We start from the raw sequence: 16,073 nt of genomic DNA on the forward strand, positions 1-16,073 counted from the left end.
AAAGTATGGCGATACTTTATCGGGTTCGGAGGCAAACGGGAAATAATGTTTGCTTTTGGGTTTATCAGTTTTGGTTATATAAACCGAGGCCGTCTGAAATCAAAAAATAATTATTTATAACTATAAAATCTAAACCATATTATTTACAAAGTTAATAAAAAAGAGTACCGTTCGTATTCGCCGAATCATTAGGCGTTTTGTTCAATAATAGAAAGATGGAGTGTAGAAACGATGAAACAGTGGATGCTTTTAGGATTGCTGGGATTAGGCGCAGCGGCGCAGGCGCACGATGTTTGGGTGGCCGCACCGGCACATCAGCCTGCCGGCAAAATCCTGTATGCGGATTTGGGTTACAGCCACGACTTCCCCAATGTCGAAAAAATCGCCGACGACCGCGTGCATATTTTCAAACCGCTGCAATTGACCGACAGCTCAAAGAAAACCGTTGATTTGGTGAATAAGGGCGAAAACTATCAATACGTTTCCAAAGCCGCCCTGCCCGCAGGCTCCTACTGGGTCAGCGCGACCTACCAACCGACTTTCTGGTCGAAAAACCAAGACGGCTGGAAACAGCAAACCTTGAAGCAGCTGGCCGGTGCCACCTATTGCGAACAATCGCAAATGTTCGGCAAAAGTTTCGTCCATGTGGGCAACGGCGCAGTCGATGAAGCGGTATTGACCCGCCCTATCGGCCAAGAGCTGGAACTGGTTCCGCTGAAAAATCCGAACGAAGTCAAAGCCGGCGGTATTTTGCCGGTCAAAGTCCTGTACAAAGGCGAGCCTTTGGTTAAAGCCACCGTTACCGCCAGCTCGGACACTTTGGCCGAAATGGACTTGGAATCAACCCATGACCACCGCGAGCCTCAAGGCTTCTCCGGCAAAACCGATAAAAACGGCGTGGTCAATGTGATTACGCTGATTGACGGCTTGTGGAAAATCAAAGTGGTGAACGAGACCGATTACGGCGATAAAAGCGTATGTCAGAAAGACAATACTTACGCAACGCTGATTGTGCCTGTCGGTACCAAACGCGCGGCTGTACGCCATGCCCACCATCATCAACATTAACAGCCATTAAAAAAAGGCCGTCTGAACTTTCAGACGGCCTTAATTTATTCACATTCATAACCTAAATTTCTAAAAAAACAGGAGTATGTTTCCAATTTATCCTCATTCAATTGGGCAAATCGGACACGGTTGCAGCCGGTCAAGACCACATTGCCCATCCAGTGCGCCCCAAAGACGCACTCTAAAGGGACATTCCTCATTTGATTGATAAACGGTACTTCTGAAGAAAATTGAGTAGCAATATTCGGAGGCGCAAATTTCAAACCCAAGTCCTGCAATCTATAACGGTGTTGCGCCGTCAAAAACATATCTTCGTGGTGCAGCCGTACCAGCCATTCCATATCGGCAATCTTTTCGTCTTTCGGCGGCAAAGGCGGTCGAATTTCTACATTTAAGTCCAGTTGTCGCGGCATGGTTAAAAGCCGTCTGCTACGCAGGCTGAAACCGCCGTTCTGAGGCTCGTCAAAATTCGGAGAAGTCTGAATCAGATGTTGTTTGGCCAAATATTGGTCGGTTCCCTTCAGGAAAAACTGCCCGTCGGCTTCGGTTTCCAACAAAATCGGCAAAGGTGCGCCAATATAGTCATATTCCCGATAGGCATCCTGCCAGTTTTGGCCGTTCAACACCCAGCCGTCATTTTGAACAATCAAACAATAATCAGTATCGATGTAATACATCAGTTGGTACAAAACGAACAGATTGTATTCCAGATAACCGAATGGCCGGCAAGGCTGATGTCGGATATTTTCCGGCAAACCTTGCGGACGGCTTGGGCTGATTAGCAATCCACGGCTTCCGGGCAATTCGGCGCAACTGCGGGCAACGGCGTACATCGTGCCCTCGGTATAAGAATCTGCGCCGGTAATACCCACCACGGTAATGTCAGCAAAACTCATTATATGTTTCTCCTGTTTCAGACGGCCTTTGAGTTATTTACGACACCTTGTTGCAAATTTCTTTCAAGCGATACAAGGCATCCAAGGCTTCGCGCGGCGTGAGGTTGTCTGGCTGGATTTGCGCCAAAGCTTCAGCCAATTCATTGGTCTGCAAATTATCAATAGGTTCAACTTCTTGTGCTTTCCCTTCCTCATCTTCCCTATTTTCAGACGGCATGGCGCTGAAAATATCCAACTGCGGACGGTTGGCGGCAGCTTGGGCTTCGAGTTCGTCCAGATGTTTTTGGGCGGCTTTGAGGGCGCGGTTGGGCAGGCCAGCGAGTTTGGCGACGGCGATACCGTAGCTTTTGCTGGCGGGGCCGGGCTCGATGTGGTGGAGGAAGACGATGTCTTGTCCTTGTTCGAGTGCGGAAAGGTGCATATTGACTGCCGTTGCGTGGGCTTCGGGCAGGCGGGTCAGCTCGAAATAGTGGGTGGCGAAGAGGCTGAAGGATTTGTTTTTTTGCAGCAAATGTTCGGCGATGGCTTGGGCAAGGGCGAGGCCGTCAAAAGTCGAAGTTCCGCGACCGACTTCGTCCATGAGAACGAGGGATTGCTCGGTGGCGTGGTGGAGGATGTAGGCGGTTTCGCTCATTTCGACCATGAAGGTGGAACGGTTGGAGGCGAGGTCGTCGGAGGCGCCGATGCGGGTGAAGATTTGGTCAATGGGGCCGATTTGAGCTGAATCGGCAGGCACGAAGCTGCCGGTGTGCGCCATGAGGACGATGTGGGCGACTTGGCGCATGTAGGTGGATTTGCCGCCCATGTTGGGGCCGGTCAGGAGCATGAGGCGGTGTTTGTGGTCGAGGCGGGTGTGGTTGGCGGTGAAGTGGCGCACTTGTTGCTCGACGACGGGATGGCGGCCGTTTTCGATATGGATGACGGGGTAGTCGGCGAACTCTGGGCAGACGAAGCCGCGTTCGGCGGCGGTGGCGGCGAAGGTGGAGAGTACGTCCAGCGCAGCGGCGGCTTTGGCGGCTTTTTGAAGCTGCGGCAAGGCCGTCTGAACTTCTTTCAGCAGGGCTTCAAACAGGCGTTTTTCCAATGCCAATGCCTGCTCTTGCGCGGTCAGGACCTTATCTTCGAAGGTTTTGAGTTCGGGGGTGATGAAGCGTTCAGCGTTTTTCAGGGTCTGGCGGCGTTGGTAGTCGGCAGGCGCTTGTTCGGCTTGGACTTTGGATAGCTCGATGTAGAAGCCGTGGACGCGGTTGAACTCGACTTTGAGGGTGGAGAGGCCGGTGCGTTCGCGTTCACGCGCTTCAAGCTCGAGCAGGAATTCGTCGCCGTGGTTTTGGATGTGGCGCAACTCGTCCAGTTCTGCCGAATAGCCTTGGTTGATGACGCCGCCGTCTTTAAGCCAGACGGCAGGTTCGGGCATCACAGCGGCTTTGAGGGTTTCGGCGACGGGCAGGGTTTCGGGGAAAACGGCTTTGAGGGTTTCTAAGAGACTGCTGCCCTCGGCGGACAATTCGATTTCGGACAGGGCAAACAGGCTGTCGCGCAGGGCGGCGAGGTCACGCGGGCGGGCGTTGCCGACGGCGATGCGGGCGGCGATGCGTTCGATGTCCGCGATGTTTTTCAGACGGCCTTGCAGGGTTTCATATTGCGAACCCAGCGCGGCAACAGCTTCTTGGCGGGCGCGGATGTGGGCGCGGCTGCGTAAGGGGTGGTGCAGCCAAAGTGCCAAGAGGCGGCTGCCCATGTGGGTAGCGCAGCCGTCGAGTATGGAAAACAGGGTCGGCGATTTTTTGCCGGAGAGGGTTTGCGTGATTTCGAGATTGCGGCGCGTGGCAGCGTCCATGCCGATATATTGGCTGTCGGTTTCGAGCGAAATGCCGTCGAGGTGTTGCGGCATCAGGTTTTGCGTCAGGCGGATGTAGTTCAACAGCGCGCCCGCCGCGCCGACGGCGGCTTCGTGTTCTTTGCCGTCCAAACCGAAGCCGTGCAGGTCTTGGCAGCCGAAGTATTCGGTCAACAATTTCGCGCCCGCGTCGGCGGCAAACTGCCACGAGTTCAGGCGCGTGATGTTGGCAGAGGTCGTCTGAAAACCATCAGGCAGGCTTTTGCCTTCGGGCAACAGGATTTCCGCCGCCTGCAAACGCGCCAGCTCGTCGGCGAGTTTGTCCGCCGTCGTCAGCTTGGTTTTGAATTCGCCGCTTTGCAAAGATGCCCACGCGATGGCGACGTGTTTTTTATCCGCGTTCACCGCCGCGATGCGGTTGGTTTCCTTGTCTTCCAAAAACGCCGCGTCGGTCAGCGTGCCGGGCGTTACGATGCGCACGACTTTGCGCTCCACCGGCCCTTTGCCCGCGCCGACTTCACCCACCTGCTCGCACACCGCCACGCTTTTGCCCATCTTCACCAGCCGCGCCAAATACTGCTCCGCCGCGTGAAACGGCACGCCCGCCATCTTAATTGGCACGCCGTCCATCTGCCCGCGCGTGGTCAGGGTGATGTCCAACAGCTTCGCCGCTTCCACCGCGTCATCCAAAAACAGCTCGTAAAAATCGCCCATGCGGTAAAACACCAGCTTGTCGGCGTGTTGCGATTTGATGTAGAGATACTGCTGCATCATCGGGGAAACAGTGGGTTTGGACATGGAAAAACCTTAGAAACGCAAAAGCGTTATTGTAACAAAAGGCCGTCTGAAAAACAGGTTTCAGACGGCCTTTAACAGCAGCTTGGTTTTAAACCAAAGCCACTTCCAAATTATCAATCAGGCGCGTGGTACCCAAACGAGCGGCGGCAAGCACCACCAATTCTTTATCGCCGACATGAGCTACTGCCAAGCTGTGTGCATGGCGGATTTCAACGTAATCAACCACCCAGCCGGCATCGCTCAAACGGCGGATACATTCAGCCTCAAGCTGGGCGTAATCCAGATTGCCGTTTCTCAGGGCGGCGGCAATGTTTTGCAACTCTTGATAGAGGCGGGGCGCTTCTGCGCGCTCTGCTTCGCTCAAATATTGGTTGCGGCTGGAAAGTGCCAGGCCGTCTGAAGCGCGGCCGGTATCGACCGGGACGATTTCGATATTGAAATTTAAGTCTTCGACAAAGCCTTTGATAATCGCCAGCTGCTGATAGTCTTTTTTGCCGAAACAGGCGGTATCGGGTTGAACAATGTTGAACAATTTGGTTACAACGGTCGCAACACCGCGGAAATGGCCCGGGCGGAATTTGCCGCACAATTCGTTTTGCAGGTGCGGAGGCTCGACATTGAAACGCTGTTCCACATTCGGATACAGCTCTTTTTCATCAGGCGCGAACAAGACGGCAACACCCTCGCCTGCCAATTTGTCGGCATCTTGCTGCAAAGTGCGCGGATATTTGTCAAAATCTTCGCCTTGTCCGAATTGCAGGCGGTTGACAAAAATACTGACCACAACGTTATCGGCACGTTTTTTCGCTTCGCGCACCAGCGCAAGATGGCCTTCGTGCAGATTGCCCATAGTCGGCACAAATGCCACTTTTCCGGCAGTTTTGCGCCACTCGCGCAATTCTTTAATCGTATGAATGATTTGCATGGTTTGAAAAATCCTTTATCTTTTCCGCCGTTTCATCAACGGAAATCACGCGCCGATTATACGCTTTTATTCATTAAAAAGGCCGTCTGAAATAAGTTTCAGACGGCCTGGAGTTTATTTTATCCGGCAAACGTATGTTCGACAGATGGGAACGTTTTTGCTTTGACTTCGTCCACATAGGCTTTGACCGCAGCTTGAACGCTGTCTTTACCCTGCATAAAGTTCTTCACGAATTTGGCGGTTTTACCGGGGAAAATGCCGAGCATATCGTGCATCACCAAAACCTGACCGTCGCAATCCACGCCTGCGCCAATACCGATGGTCGGGCAAGAAACGGTCTCAGTCACTTTTTTCGCCAATTCCGCAGGAACGCACTCCATCAATACGATTGCCGCACCTGCCGCATCATGCGCTTTGGCGTCGTTGAGTAACGCTTCCGCCTTGTCGCCGCGGCCTTGAACTTTATAGCCGCCGAATGCAAACACGGATTGCGGGGTCAGGCCGATGTGCGCGCAAACAGGAATGCCGCGCATTTGCAGAAATTCAGTGGTCTCCGCCATCCAGACGCCGCCTTCGAGTTTGACCATATGCGCGCCGGCCGCCATCAATTCGGCCGCCGCCGCAAATGCCTGCTCTTTGCTCTGCTGATATGCACCAAACGGCAAGTCGCTGACAATCATGGCATTTTGAGTGCCGCGAGCCACGCATTTAGTGTGGTAGCACATATCCTGCAAGCTCACCGGCAAAGTAGACTGACGACCTTGCACCGCCATGCCCAAAGAATCGCCGACCAGCAATACATCTACGCCGGCATTGTCCATCAGCGCGGCAAAGCTGGATTCATAAGCGGTCAGCATGGCGATTTTCTCGCCCTCTGCTTTCATTTTTTGCAAAGTGTTTACGGTAATCATGGTGTTGTGTGTTCTGCCCGGTGGGCAGCCCTTTGTTATAAATGGAAACGCGGTATTATAAGGTCTGCTTTTAAAATATCAAAGCATAAGCAAAAAGCCCGACTGCTTTCACAATCGGGCTTTTAATTGGTGCCGGCACCAAGAGTCGAACTCGGGACCCCCTGATTACAAGTCAGATGCTCTACCAACTGAGCTATACCGGCTTACTGAAATGCCTTGCGGCACAATCAGTCTTTAACTGGTGCCGGCACCAAGAGTCGAACTCGGGACCCCCTGATTACAAGTCAGGTGCTCTACCAACTGAGCTATACCGGCAAGGAAGTCGGCATTATGCCGATAAGTTCCCATCTTGGCAAGCATTTTAAAACAAAGTTACTCACGAAATTATAAAAACCAATGATTTTAAAGAAAATTAAATACACACCTTGTCTTTCCATCCGACACACACAAAGGCCGTCTGAAAACCGCCCCAGCGCAAAACATCATGGTTTCTGTTAAAATAACGCCTTTTATATCTTTCATCTGCACCCATGCCACCCCGCCATCCTTACCGCCGCCTGCGCCCTGCCAAATCCCATCTGCCCGAAGTCGGCATTTCCGAAGAAGGCAATATCCGTTCCCTGCACTTGGGCAGCGACACCATTCAAAGTTCCATGAATGTCGATCATCCGTCCGAGCTGGTGTTGTCATACAGCCGCGCCATGATGGGTTGGCTGCTGTTTGCAGAAACCCCGCCCAAATACATCACCCAAATCGGCTTGGGCGGCGGCTCGTTTGCCCGTTGGATAGACAGCTACCTGCCCGATACCAAGCAAACCGCCATTGACATCAATCCGCAAGTCATCGCCGTGGCGCGCAGCCTGTTTGAATTGCCGCATGAAGGCGAACATTTTGAAATTATCGAGGCAGATGGCGCGGAATATATTAAAGTGTTCCGCCACAATACCGATGTGATTTTGGTAGATGGTTTTGACGGCGAACAGATTATCGATGCTTTGGTGGAAGAACCCTTCTTCGAAGACTGCCGCAACGCCCTCTCTCCCGACGGCGTATTTGTGACCAACTGGTGGAGCGGCGACCAGCGTTATCAACGTTTTGTCGAACGCCTTCTCAACGTCTTTGACGGCCGCGTACTCGAGCTGCCTGCCGAGAGCCACGGCAACGTAGCGGTCATGGCATTCCAAAGCAGCCCTAAAGAACAAAATCTCGACAACCTAAAAAAACGCGCCGAAAAATTAAGCGAAAAATACGGCTTGGACTTCAAACGAATGCTTGCCGATTTGAAAGCCAACAATCAAAACAACGGCAAGAATTTTTATCTGTAAACCGCTTCAGGCCGTCTGAAAACAAACAAGGACACACTCATGCTCAAACCCGACATCATTCAAATCCCCGGCCCGGCCGGTTTGCTGGAAACCATCTACCTGCCAAGCACACAAGAATCCGCCCGCGGCGTTGCCGTCATCAACCACCCCAACCCCCTGCAAGGCGGCACCAACACCAACAAAGTCATCCAAACCGCCGCCAAAGCCCTCAGCCAACTCGGTTTTCATTGCTACCTGCCCAATTTGCGCGGCGTAGGCAATAGCGAAGGCGAACACGACTACGGCCGCGGAGAAACGCAAGACTGCATTGCTGTTATCGACTACGCCCGCGCGCAACATCCAGACGCACCGCAATTCGCCCTGGCCGGTTTCTCATTCGGCGGCTACGTTTCCACCTTTGCCGCACAAGCGCGCACGCCTGATTTACTGTTACTGATGGGCGCAGCCGTCCATCACTACACCGACCGCCCGGAACCATCCAACGTTCCTGATGTCGCCAAAACATTGATGATTCATGGCGCGGAAGACGAAGTCGTCGAAATCAACAAAGCCCTGACATGGGCAGAACCACAAGGCCTGCCTGTTGTGACCATTGCCGGCTCGTCCCACTTCTTCCACGGCAAACTCATTGTTTTACGCGATACGATTACACGGTTCGCACCGGCTTTATTAGGCTAAAATCCGGCTACAAAATAAAACAGGGCCGTCTGAAAGCTTTTTCAGACGGCCCTGTTTGTATGAAACCTTATTAACTTATAATTTAAGCTAAACCTCCTAAGATTTTAGCATGTGTTTTAGAATCAGTTTTTGCCACAAACTTGCGCCCATCAGTTAGACGACCTACTACAATAATCTCTTTTGTATTTCCACCAGCCATCACTCCTGCAAGCAAACCCACACTACCAAATAGCAGTGCTCCCGCTGCACCCCAACCAATCGCACCGCCCATACGTTTTACAGATTCTTCAGTTGCTATTTCATACTCTGTAATATTATTGAACGGAATCTCTACCTTTTTTCGCTTATCTTTTAATCCAAGTAATCCTGATAAAAAAGGATGTTTTAATTCACCTTCCGGATAAACAAAATGTGGTTGCGGATATTCAACATAAACTGTTTCTTCAGGCAAGTCCCCTGCAATAATCTCAAACATCATTTCCCCTTTCAGATAGAAATTTTTTCATTCCAAGAAGATAAATCAATTCAACACCATAATCAACCAAATTATCAAAAGAGATTTAATTATCATTAAAAAACGACCTACCTTATATTCATTTTTACAGATAGGTCGTTTAACCGATTAAATATCCAAAAGATTCTTAAATCAATGCATCAATTCTGAGCCAACCAATACTGCAAACCAATCAAAGTCTTACCATCTTTGATTTCATCGTTTGCCAATGCATTGCGCACCTCTTCCTTGCTCATCAGGACGGTTTCTGTAATTTCATCCTCATCATTGCTCAACTCACTGCCCAAACGCACACCTTGCGCTTGGTAGAGATACATTTTTTCATCGCAAAAACCGACTGCAGTATAAAAGGAGTACAACAGTTTGACGCTGTCGGCGACATATGGCGTTTCTTCCGCCAACTCACGCAAAGCGCATTCGGCAGGATCTTCGTCCGCTACATCCAATTTACCCGCCGGCAATTCCAACGTCGCCTGATCGGCGGCATAACGCCATTGGCGCACCAAAACAACTTTGCCGTCTTCTGTTTCCGCCAATACACACGCAGCCCCCGGATGACGGATCACAACCCGTTGGCTTTCGTTGCCGTTGGGCAGGCGCACCCGATCGCGGCTGATGGTAACAAAAGAACCTTCATAGATTGGCTCACTGCTTAATTTAGTTTCTTTCAAATCCATTTTTTACCTCATTTCCAAATTATTAAATATTAAAGGCCGTCTGAAATCCTTTTTCAGACGGCATAGATAAGCCTTATTCCCGAGCGCGTTCAATTTCAATACCGACCTGCGCCACATCGGACAAGATACCCGGTTTCACAATACGGATGCGTACTTTGACCGCACCAAAATCATTTAAAATCAATTGGGCGATATGTTCCGCCAAAGTTTCCAGCAGTAAAAAATCCTGTTCGGCAAGGCTGCGGCGTACGACTTCGCATACGTCGCCATAATGGATGGTGTCGCTGATATCGTCGCTCGTGCCGGTACGCTCGGGAACACTGATTTCCAAATCCAAAATCAAAGTCTGTTTACGCTCGCGTTCCCAATCATATACGCCGATTAAAGTATCGGCCTTCATGCCGTACAAAAAGATTTTATCCATTTGCCTGTCCGTTTTTTTGATAGAATAACCGTTCCCATTTTAAGTAAAGCACCCAAAATGTTCAATGTACTCGCCATTATTGCCGCCTATCTTATCGGCTCCCTGTCTTTTGCAGTCATCGTATCAAAATATTACGGCATGGATGATCCGCGCACTTACGGCTCCGGCAACCCCGGTGCCACCAACGTCTTGCGCAGCGGTAAGAAAAAAGCGGCAGCACTGACCCTGCTCGGCGATGCAGTAAAAGGCTTGGTTGCCGTCATCTTGGCGCGCTGCCTGCAAGATGCTTTAAATTTGTCCGATGCGACGATAGCCCTGGTCGCGATTGCCGCATTGGTCGGCCATATGTGGCCAATATTTTTCAATTTTAAAGGCGGCAAAGGCGTAGCCACCGCATTAGGCGTCTTGTTCGCCCTCTCCCCCGCAACCGCCCTGCTCTGCGCCTTGATTTGGCTGGTCATGGCATTCGGTTTCAAAGTATCCTCCCTCGCCGCACTGGTCGCCACCGTCTGCGCACCTATCTTCGCCTTCTTCATGATGCCACACGCCTCTTGGGCATGGGCAACCGTATTCATTGCCGCATTGGTGTTGTACCGCCATAAAAGCAATATTCAAAACCTGATTCAAGGCAAAGAAAGCAAAATCGGAGATAAAGCCGGAAAATCTTAAAAGCGTAGATATATTCAAATAAAAGGCCGTCTGAAAGTATATTTTTCAGACGGCCTTTTGTAGTTTCATTCGCATTATTTACGCATAATCAGTCAATCTTAATATATTCTACCGACAGAATCTCTATAACTTCACGCCCTTCCGGTGTATCCAAGATAACTTCATCCCCTTCGCGTGCTTTAATCAGGCTGCGCGCCAAAGGGGAAATCCATGAGATTTTGTTTTTAGCGGTATCGATTTCATCTACGCCGACGATTTTGACGGTTTGTTCACGACCGTCTCCGCGCAATAAACCAACGGTGGCGCTGAAAAAAATCTGGTCCGTGGCTTCGCGCGCTTCTGGATCGACGACAACGGCGGCTTCCAAGCGTTTGGTTAGGAAGCGGATACGGCGGTCGATTTCGCGCATACGGCGTTTGCCGTAAAGATAGTCGCCATTTTCGCTGCGGTCGCCATTGCTTGCCGCCCAGTTAACGATTTGGACGATTTCTGGGCGTTCTTTGTTGACCAGATGATAAAGTTCGTCTTTCAATGCCTGCCAACCGGTAGGTGTGATGTAATTTTTGGTTTCGGTACTCATAATGTGTCTATAACATAATTAAAGGCCGTCTGAACATTAATTTTCAGACGGCCTTTATTGTAAGTCAATTTACTTTATTCTTCATCATCATCACTATCGCTGATACTGATGCTGTGTTCCATTTTGCTTGGATGAATTTTCAAACCGCCACAACCTGATTTTTCGGTAGAGAGACGGTTTAGATACGCTTCGTCGATATCGCCGGTTTGATAAACACCATTAAAGCATGAAGAATCAAAGGATTCGATTTTTGGATTGAGTGCTTTGACTACTGCTTCCAAGTCTTCTAAGTTTTGGAAGACGATGCCATCCGCGCCAATCTCGGCTGCGATTTCTGCCGCGCTGCGGCCGTTTGCAATCAGTTCTTCACGGGTCGGCATATCGATACCGTACACATTCGGATAACGCACTTCGGGAGCAGCGGAAGCAATGTAGACTTTGCGTGCACCTGCCGCGCGTACCATTTCAACGATTTCACGGCTGGTCGTACCGCGCACAATGGAATCATCCACCAACAAAACGCTTTTGCCGTTAAACTCGGTTTCCATCGGACTGAGTTTTTGGCGTACTGATTTTTTACGCGTTGCTTGTCCGGGCATAATAAAGGTACGGCCGATGTAGCGGTTTTTAATCAGACCTTCACGGTAAGGTTTTTCGAGATGAACGGCAAGCTCCATCGCGCTGGGTCGGCTGGTATCGGGAATCGGCATCACGACATCGATATCATCGACAGGCAGCTCGCGTTTGATTTTTTCTGCCAAAGATACGCCCATATCCATACGGGACTGATAAACGGAAACGCCATCGATGACGGAGTCTGGGCGGGCAAAATAAACATATTCAAAAAGACAAGGGCTTAATTTGGCTTTATCGCTGCATTGACGGGAAATAATCGTGCCGTCAAAACCAATAAATACGGCTTCGCCCGGCTGGATATCGCGTTCCAAATCATAGGCAAGTGCATTAAAGGCAACGGATTCGGAGGCAACGGCATAAGATTTTTTGCCGGATTCGTCAATTTGCGAACCCAAAACCAACGGACGGATACCGAAAGGATCCCGGAAAGCCAGCATGCCATATCCGGCAATCATGGCTACGACACCATATGCGCCACGCACCAAACGGTGTACTTCGGAAACGGCGTTGAAAATATTGTCGATGGTAAGTTGATAAGGGGCTGTATTTTTAGAGACTTCGCGGCGTAATTCGTGCGCGAATACATTGAGTAGGACTTCAGAATCGGAGCTGGTATTAACGTGGCGCAGGTGTTTGTTGCATACGTTTTCATACAGCTCTTCAGTATTGGTCAGATTACCGTTGTGCGCCAAAACAATGCCGAATGGGGAGCTGACATAAAACGGCTGAGCCTCTGCGCTACTGCCCGCATTGCCTGCAGTCGGATAGCGGACATGCGCGATGCCGGCATTACCGACCAAGTCGCGCATATTGCGGGTGCGGAACACTTCGCGCACCATGCCTTTGCCCTTGTGCATATGAAATATATTGCCTTCGGCAGTAACAATACCAGCTGCGTCCTGACCACGGTGTTGCAACATCTGCAAACCATCATACAACATCTGATTGACCGGCTCATGACTAACCAAACCTAATACACCACACATATCGTGCTTCTCCGAGTTTGAAGATTAAATGGGTAAGCCGCCATTATAAAATAATTTAGATGAGTTTGCTCAAATTGTTGACAATATGATGCTAAATTTACGCAAATAAAAACGGATTCAGACGGCCCATAGGCCGTCTGAATCCGTCAAACTCAATCATCCAATTCTTCTACTTCAGCTACTTTACCCGAAAGATGCGGCATTGCAGTATCTTTCCCTGGCAGATAAGGCATCGCAGCATCGGCAAGTGATTCAAAATACGGAATTGTGTGCGAACTTTGCCACTCTTCCGTTTTCGGCAAATCAGTGTGTGAAAAAACCATTACTGCCAGTGTCACCAAAATCACACCTTTCACTGCACCAAATACGCCGCCAAGCAAACGGTTGATGCTTCCCAAACCAACGGCAGACATCAAACTGCTCAACAGCGATCGTGCCAGTTTCTGTAACAGCCATGCCAGAAAAAACACAGCGGCAAAACCCATGGCAACCGCCAAGGAATGCGGTTCAACCGATTTAAAGACCACATCGGCAAACGGCACGGCTAGCGTTCTGGCTGCAATAAACGATACCACCCACGCCACCATCGCCCCTGCTTCCGCAATAATACCTCGTGTCAATGAGATAATGATGCAGATGACGATGACGGCGGCAGCCAACAAATCGGCAACAGGCAAATTACTCACTGGTCACCTGACCGGCAATGCCATGTACACGCAATTTGTTCAAATCGCGCTCTGCATCGCGTGCATTTTTATAACTGGCTGATTTCACGCGATACACCTTACCTTTATCGGTCATCACTTCAGTAATGGTCGAGTCGATACCTGCGGCTTTCATTTTACGTTGCAGGCTTTGTGCACGTTCTTTTTCAGCATAACCAGCCTGAATAGCGGCTTTTTTCGCAGGCTTGGCTTCTGCTTTTTCTTTTTCAGCTTTAGGCTTGGCTTTTTCAGACGGCTTCTCGGCAGTTTTTACCTTATCGGCTTTTTCTGCTTTGGCCGTTTCTGGTTTAGCTTTTTCATTTTTTGGTTTTTCAACTTTGGCTTCTGCTTTCTTAGTAGGTTCAGCCTTGTCTTTTACGCTGTCTTTACTGTTTTTGGCAGATTTACGCTCAGCAATGGCTTTCTCTGCTTTTTCCAATTGTGCCAATTTATTGCGTTCGGCAGCGGCTTCACGCTCTGCTTTTTCAGCACGCGCTTGAAGTGCGCGTTTTTTAGCTGCCAATGCGTTTTCTTTCTCAGCAACTTCCTGTTGGGCTTGTGTTTTACGGGCCGCAGCAGCACGTTGTTCAGCCTGACGTTGGCGGCGTTCTTCAGCTCGGCGTTCGGCAGCTTCGCGTTTGGCGGCCTCAGCTCGTTGAATACGTTCGGACTCTTCCAAGCCTTTAATATTGCCGTCATCCAAAGTATCGTTGATCAAAACCAACGGCTCGCCAACATCTTCGGGAGCAGATTCACGGTTTGGCTTCAATACTTCAACCGGCGCATTGTCTTCTTCGTCGCCTGCATTTTGAGGTTTGCTTTGCGCTTCGGCATCCGCATGGCGGGCTGCTTCTTCAGCCATCGCAACATCCTCTTTATTCGGCTCTAAAACAACGGCCTTGCTCGGCTCGTCAGCCGTTTTGACTTGGCTCTGACCGACAGGCGCTTCTTTAAACGGTGAATTTTTATCGTCGCCGGAAGTCAGTGCCAGACCGAACAGCATACCCGATGCCACCACCAAGCCGGAGGCCAAGACCAAGCGACGGCGGTTGCGGCGTTTGAGTTGTTCGTAACCGTCTAAATCGTATCCGTTTGGAGTTTCTTTTTGTTTATTGTCGGACATGATAATTTCCTCGTTAGTGTTCTTTCAAAACAGCCATTACATCGGCAACAGTATGGAATGAGCCGAAAACAACGATTCTATCATTTTCGGTTGCTTTCGCCAAAGCAGCTCGGTAGGCAGCAGCGACGGTTTCAAAAACATTTACATTGTCGATGCCGTGTTCAGCCAATTTGGCCTGCAAAGCCTCTACCGTCATGCCGCGCGGCACATCTAAAGGCGCGATATTCCACTCGTCAAACTGGTCTTTAACGATTTCCAGCACGCCATCAATATCTTTGTCGGACAACATACTGAATACGGCGGTACGTTTTTGGGCAAAGGCAAGATTAATCAGGCTGCGGCGCAAAGCACGGGCTGCGTGCGGATTGTGGCCGACATCCAAAACCACCAGCGGACGGCCGGGCAAAACTTGGAAACGTCCGGGATTCTCAACCAATAGCAAACCGCGTTTAATCGCGCCGATATCAACCGGTAATTGTTCGTTCAAACATTCCAACACAGTCAATGCACACGCGGCATTGGACAACTGATAGGCACCGCGCAAAGCAGGAAACGGCAAGGAATTGCGGTTACGGCTTTGGCCGTCTGAAGATTGTGGATGGAAGCGGTAGTTCCACTGTACGCTTTCCATTGATGCAAAATCAAAATCTCGCTGAACCATCAACAGTTTTGCGCCAATTTCTTCTGCGTGTTTGAGCAATGATTCAGGTGCAGGATTCTGACCGCACACGGCAGGCTTGCCGCTACGGAACACTCCGGCTTTTTCAAAACCGACCTGCTCGACGGTATCGCCCAAAAATGCCTGATGATCCAAATCTACGCTGGTAACGACCGAACAGTCGCCATCGAATACATTCACAGCATCTAATCGTCCGCCCAAACCGACTTCCAAAATCATTACGTCCACATTTTCACGTATGAAAATATCGACGGCAGCCAAAGCATTAAACTCAAAATACGTCAGCGAAATTTCATCGCGCGCCGCTTCGATACGCTCAAATGAGGAAACAATCAATTCATCTGAAACCGGCTGAGTGTTGATGGCGATTCGTTCATTGTAACGCAGAAGGTGTGGACTGGTCAGCGTACCGACTTTAAAACCGGCTTCTTTATAAATATGCGACAAATAGGCGCATACGGAACCCTTGCCATTGGTACCTGCCACCACGACGACAGGACATTGCGGCACCAAATTCATGCGTTTTTTCACTTCTCCCACGCGTTCCAAGCCCATATCGATAAGGCCGGGACTATGGGCAGTCTCCAAATGAGAAAGCCAGTCTTGTAATGTTTTCATTGTATTTATCGCTTCAAAAGGC

At 50.1% G+C, this 16,073-nt stretch carries 16 protein-coding genes and 2 tRNA genes; 4 read left to right on the plus strand and 14 right to left on the minus strand.

The window, feature by feature from the left end:
* The first annotated feature begins 231 nt into the window (after positions 1 to 231).
* The gene (locus ACTHS4_RS03140; RefSeq protein WP_371460156.1) at positions 232 to 1,068 is read left to right on the plus strand and encodes a DUF4198 domain-containing protein; all 837 of its coding nucleotides are present in this window, start codon (positions 232 to 234) and stop codon (positions 1,066 to 1,068) included.
* 44 nt (positions 1,069 to 1,112) lie between these two features.
* Here ACTHS4_RS03140 and ACTHS4_RS03145 read toward each other — a convergent pair whose 3' ends face one another.
* The 6 genes from ACTHS4_RS03145 to ACTHS4_RS03170 all read right to left on the minus strand — a co-directional run bounded on the left by ACTHS4_RS03145 (position 1,113) and on the right by ACTHS4_RS03170 (position 6,753).
* Entirely contained in the window at positions 1,113 to 1,964 is an 852-nt protein-coding gene (locus ACTHS4_RS03145; RefSeq protein WP_371460157.1) for a DUF5672 family protein, read from the minus strand.
* A 37-nt stretch (positions 1,965 to 2,001) separates the two neighbouring features.
* A complete protein-coding gene (mutS, locus tag ACTHS4_RS03150; RefSeq protein ID WP_070826122.1) occupies positions 2,002 to 4,602 on the minus strand; it encodes a DNA mismatch repair protein MutS in 2,601 nt (866 codons plus the stop codon).
* A gap of 88 nt (positions 4,603 to 4,690) precedes the next feature.
* The gene (gene panC / locus ACTHS4_RS03155) at positions 4,691 to 5,527 is read right to left on the minus strand and encodes a pantoate--beta-alanine ligase (RefSeq protein ID WP_070826121.1); all 837 of its coding nucleotides are present in this window, start codon (positions 5,525 to 5,527) and stop codon (positions 4,691 to 4,693) included.
* A 119-nt stretch (positions 5,528 to 5,646) separates the two neighbouring features.
* A complete protein-coding gene (gene panB, locus ACTHS4_RS03160) occupies positions 5,647 to 6,438 on the minus strand; it encodes a 3-methyl-2-oxobutanoate hydroxymethyltransferase (RefSeq protein WP_070826120.1) in 792 nt (263 codons plus the stop codon).
* A gap of 127 nt (positions 6,439 to 6,565) precedes the next feature.
* A tRNA-Thr gene (locus ACTHS4_RS03165) sits at positions 6,566 to 6,641 on the minus strand.
* Positions 6,642 to 6,677: 36 nt separating this feature from the next.
* Positions 6,678 to 6,753, minus strand: a tRNA-Thr gene (locus ACTHS4_RS03170).
* 215 nt (positions 6,754 to 6,968) lie between these two features.
* Between ACTHS4_RS03170 and ACTHS4_RS03175 the strand changes: the two genes are divergently transcribed.
* Together ACTHS4_RS03175 and ACTHS4_RS03180 are read left to right on the plus strand one after the other, a co-directional pair.
* A complete protein-coding gene (locus tag ACTHS4_RS03175) occupies positions 6,969 to 7,763 on the plus strand; it encodes a polyamine aminopropyltransferase (protein WP_070826119.1) in 795 nt (264 codons plus the stop codon).
* 39 nt (positions 7,764 to 7,802) lie between these two features.
* A complete protein-coding gene (locus ACTHS4_RS03180; protein ID WP_308903831.1) occupies positions 7,803 to 8,441 on the plus strand; it encodes an alpha/beta hydrolase in 639 nt (212 codons plus the stop codon).
* 82 nt (positions 8,442 to 8,523) lie between these two features.
* On the opposite strand, the gene ACTHS4_RS03185 is transcribed toward ACTHS4_RS03180, so the two are convergent.
* From ACTHS4_RS03185 to folB, 3 genes are all read right to left on the minus strand, one after another.
* Positions 8,524 to 8,919: a hypothetical protein gene (locus tag ACTHS4_RS03185; protein WP_107697122.1), complete on the minus strand. Its 396-nt coding sequence runs from the start codon at positions 8,917 to 8,919 to the stop codon at positions 8,524 to 8,526.
* Between the two features lie 176 nt (positions 8,920 to 9,095).
* Complete coding sequence (locus ACTHS4_RS03190; protein WP_107857181.1) at positions 9,096 to 9,632, minus strand: NUDIX hydrolase; 537 nt, start codon at positions 9,630 to 9,632, stop codon at positions 9,096 to 9,098.
* A gap of 73 nt (positions 9,633 to 9,705) precedes the next feature.
* Positions 9,706 to 10,056: a dihydroneopterin aldolase gene (gene folB / locus ACTHS4_RS03195; protein WP_440365485.1), complete on the minus strand. Its 351-nt coding sequence runs from the start codon at positions 10,054 to 10,056 to the stop codon at positions 9,706 to 9,708.
* Positions 10,057 to 10,113: 57 nt separating this feature from the next.
* Between folB and plsY the strand changes: the two genes are divergently transcribed.
* Positions 10,114 to 10,725 (plus strand): glycerol-3-phosphate 1-O-acyltransferase PlsY, encoded by a 612-nt coding sequence (gene plsY, locus ACTHS4_RS03200; protein ID WP_440365486.1) that lies wholly within the window; start codon positions 10,114 to 10,116, stop codon positions 10,723 to 10,725.
* 88 nt (positions 10,726 to 10,813) lie between these two features.
* Here plsY and greB read toward each other — a convergent pair whose 3' ends face one another.
* The 5 genes from greB to folC form a co-directional block, all read right to left on the minus strand.
* The gene (greB, locus tag ACTHS4_RS03205; protein ID WP_440365487.1) at positions 10,814 to 11,305 is read right to left on the minus strand and encodes a transcription elongation factor GreB; all 492 of its coding nucleotides are present in this window, start codon (positions 11,303 to 11,305) and stop codon (positions 10,814 to 10,816) included.
* 74 nt (positions 11,306 to 11,379) lie between these two features.
* Positions 11,380 to 12,927 carry an amidophosphoribosyltransferase gene (purF, locus tag ACTHS4_RS03210; RefSeq protein ID WP_440365488.1) on the minus strand — a complete coding sequence of 516 codons (1,548 nt, stop codon included), beginning with the start codon at positions 12,925 to 12,927 and terminating at the stop codon, positions 11,380 to 11,382.
* A gap of 152 nt (positions 12,928 to 13,079) precedes the next feature.
* Complete coding sequence (locus tag ACTHS4_RS03215; RefSeq protein WP_440365489.1) at positions 13,080 to 13,613, minus strand: CvpA family protein; 534 nt, start codon at positions 13,611 to 13,613, stop codon at positions 13,080 to 13,082.
* Positions 13,606 to 14,754 carry a cell division protein FtsN gene (gene ftsN / locus ACTHS4_RS03220; RefSeq protein ID WP_440365490.1) on the minus strand — a complete coding sequence of 383 codons (1,149 nt, stop codon included), beginning with the start codon at positions 14,752 to 14,754 and terminating at the stop codon, positions 13,606 to 13,608. The genes ACTHS4_RS03215 and ftsN overlap by 8 nt, the downstream gene beginning before the upstream one ends.
* A 13-nt stretch (positions 14,755 to 14,767) precedes the next feature.
* Positions 14,768 to 16,051 carry a bifunctional tetrahydrofolate synthase/dihydrofolate synthase gene (folC, locus tag ACTHS4_RS03225; protein ID WP_440365491.1) on the minus strand — a complete coding sequence of 428 codons (1,284 nt, stop codon included), beginning with the start codon at positions 16,049 to 16,051 and terminating at the stop codon, positions 14,768 to 14,770.
* Between the last annotated feature and the right edge of the window lie 22 nt (positions 16,052 to 16,073).

This window comes from Neisseria sp. P0014.S009, from assembly GCF_051958155.1.
GTDB lineage: Bacteria > Pseudomonadota > Gammaproteobacteria > Burkholderiales > Neisseriaceae > Neisseria > Neisseria flavescens_C.

What these genes read in the sequence shown, in the direction of transcription:
- panC (WP_070826121.1), bottom strand. Translation starts at nt 5,527, where the DNA reads ATGCAAATCATTCATACGATTAAAGAATTGCGCGAGTGGCGCAAAACT.
- ACTHS4_RS03145 (WP_371460157.1), bottom strand. Translation starts at nt 1,964, where the DNA reads ATGAGTTTTGCTGACATTACCGTGGTGGGTATTACCGGCGCAGATTCT.
- ftsN (WP_440365490.1), bottom strand. Translation starts at nt 14,754, where the DNA reads ATGTCCGACAATAAACAAAAAGAAACTCCAAACGGATACGATTTAGAC.
- greB (WP_440365487.1), bottom strand. Translation starts at nt 11,305, where the DNA reads ATGAGTACCGAAACCAAAAATTACATCACACCTACCGGTTGGCAGGCA.
- ACTHS4_RS03175 (WP_070826119.1), top strand. Translation starts at nt 6,969, where the DNA reads ATGCCACCCCGCCATCCTTACCGCCGCCTGCGCCCTGCCAAATCCCAT.
- ACTHS4_RS03185 (WP_107697122.1), bottom strand. Translation starts at nt 8,919, where the DNA reads ATGATGTTTGAGATTATTGCAGGGGACTTGCCTGAAGAAACAGTTTAT.
- purF (WP_440365488.1), bottom strand. Translation starts at nt 12,927, where the DNA reads ATGTGTGGTGTATTAGGTTTGGTTAGTCATGAGCCGGTCAATCAGATG.
- ACTHS4_RS03180 (WP_308903831.1), top strand. Translation starts at nt 7,803, where the DNA reads ATGCTCAAACCCGACATCATTCAAATCCCCGGCCCGGCCGGTTTGCTG.
- ACTHS4_RS03190 (WP_107857181.1), bottom strand. Translation starts at nt 9,632, where the DNA reads ATGGATTTGAAAGAAACTAAATTAAGCAGTGAGCCAATCTATGAAGGT.
- mutS (WP_070826122.1), bottom strand. Translation starts at nt 4,602, where the DNA reads ATGTCCAAACCCACTGTTTCCCCGATGATGCAGCAGTATCTCTACATC.
- folB (WP_440365485.1), bottom strand. Translation starts at nt 10,056, where the DNA reads ATGGATAAAATCTTTTTGTACGGCATGAAGGCCGATACTTTAATCGGC.
- folC (WP_440365491.1), bottom strand. Translation starts at nt 16,051, where the DNA reads ATGAAAACATTACAAGACTGGCTTTCTCATTTGGAGACTGCCCATAGT.
- plsY (WP_440365486.1), top strand. Translation starts at nt 10,114, where the DNA reads ATGTTCAATGTACTCGCCATTATTGCCGCCTATCTTATCGGCTCCCTG.
- panB (WP_070826120.1), bottom strand. Translation starts at nt 6,438, where the DNA reads ATGATTACCGTAAACACTTTGCAAAAAATGAAAGCAGAGGGCGAGAAA.
- ACTHS4_RS03140 (WP_371460156.1), top strand. Translation starts at nt 232, where the DNA reads ATGAAACAGTGGATGCTTTTAGGATTGCTGGGATTAGGCGCAGCGGCG.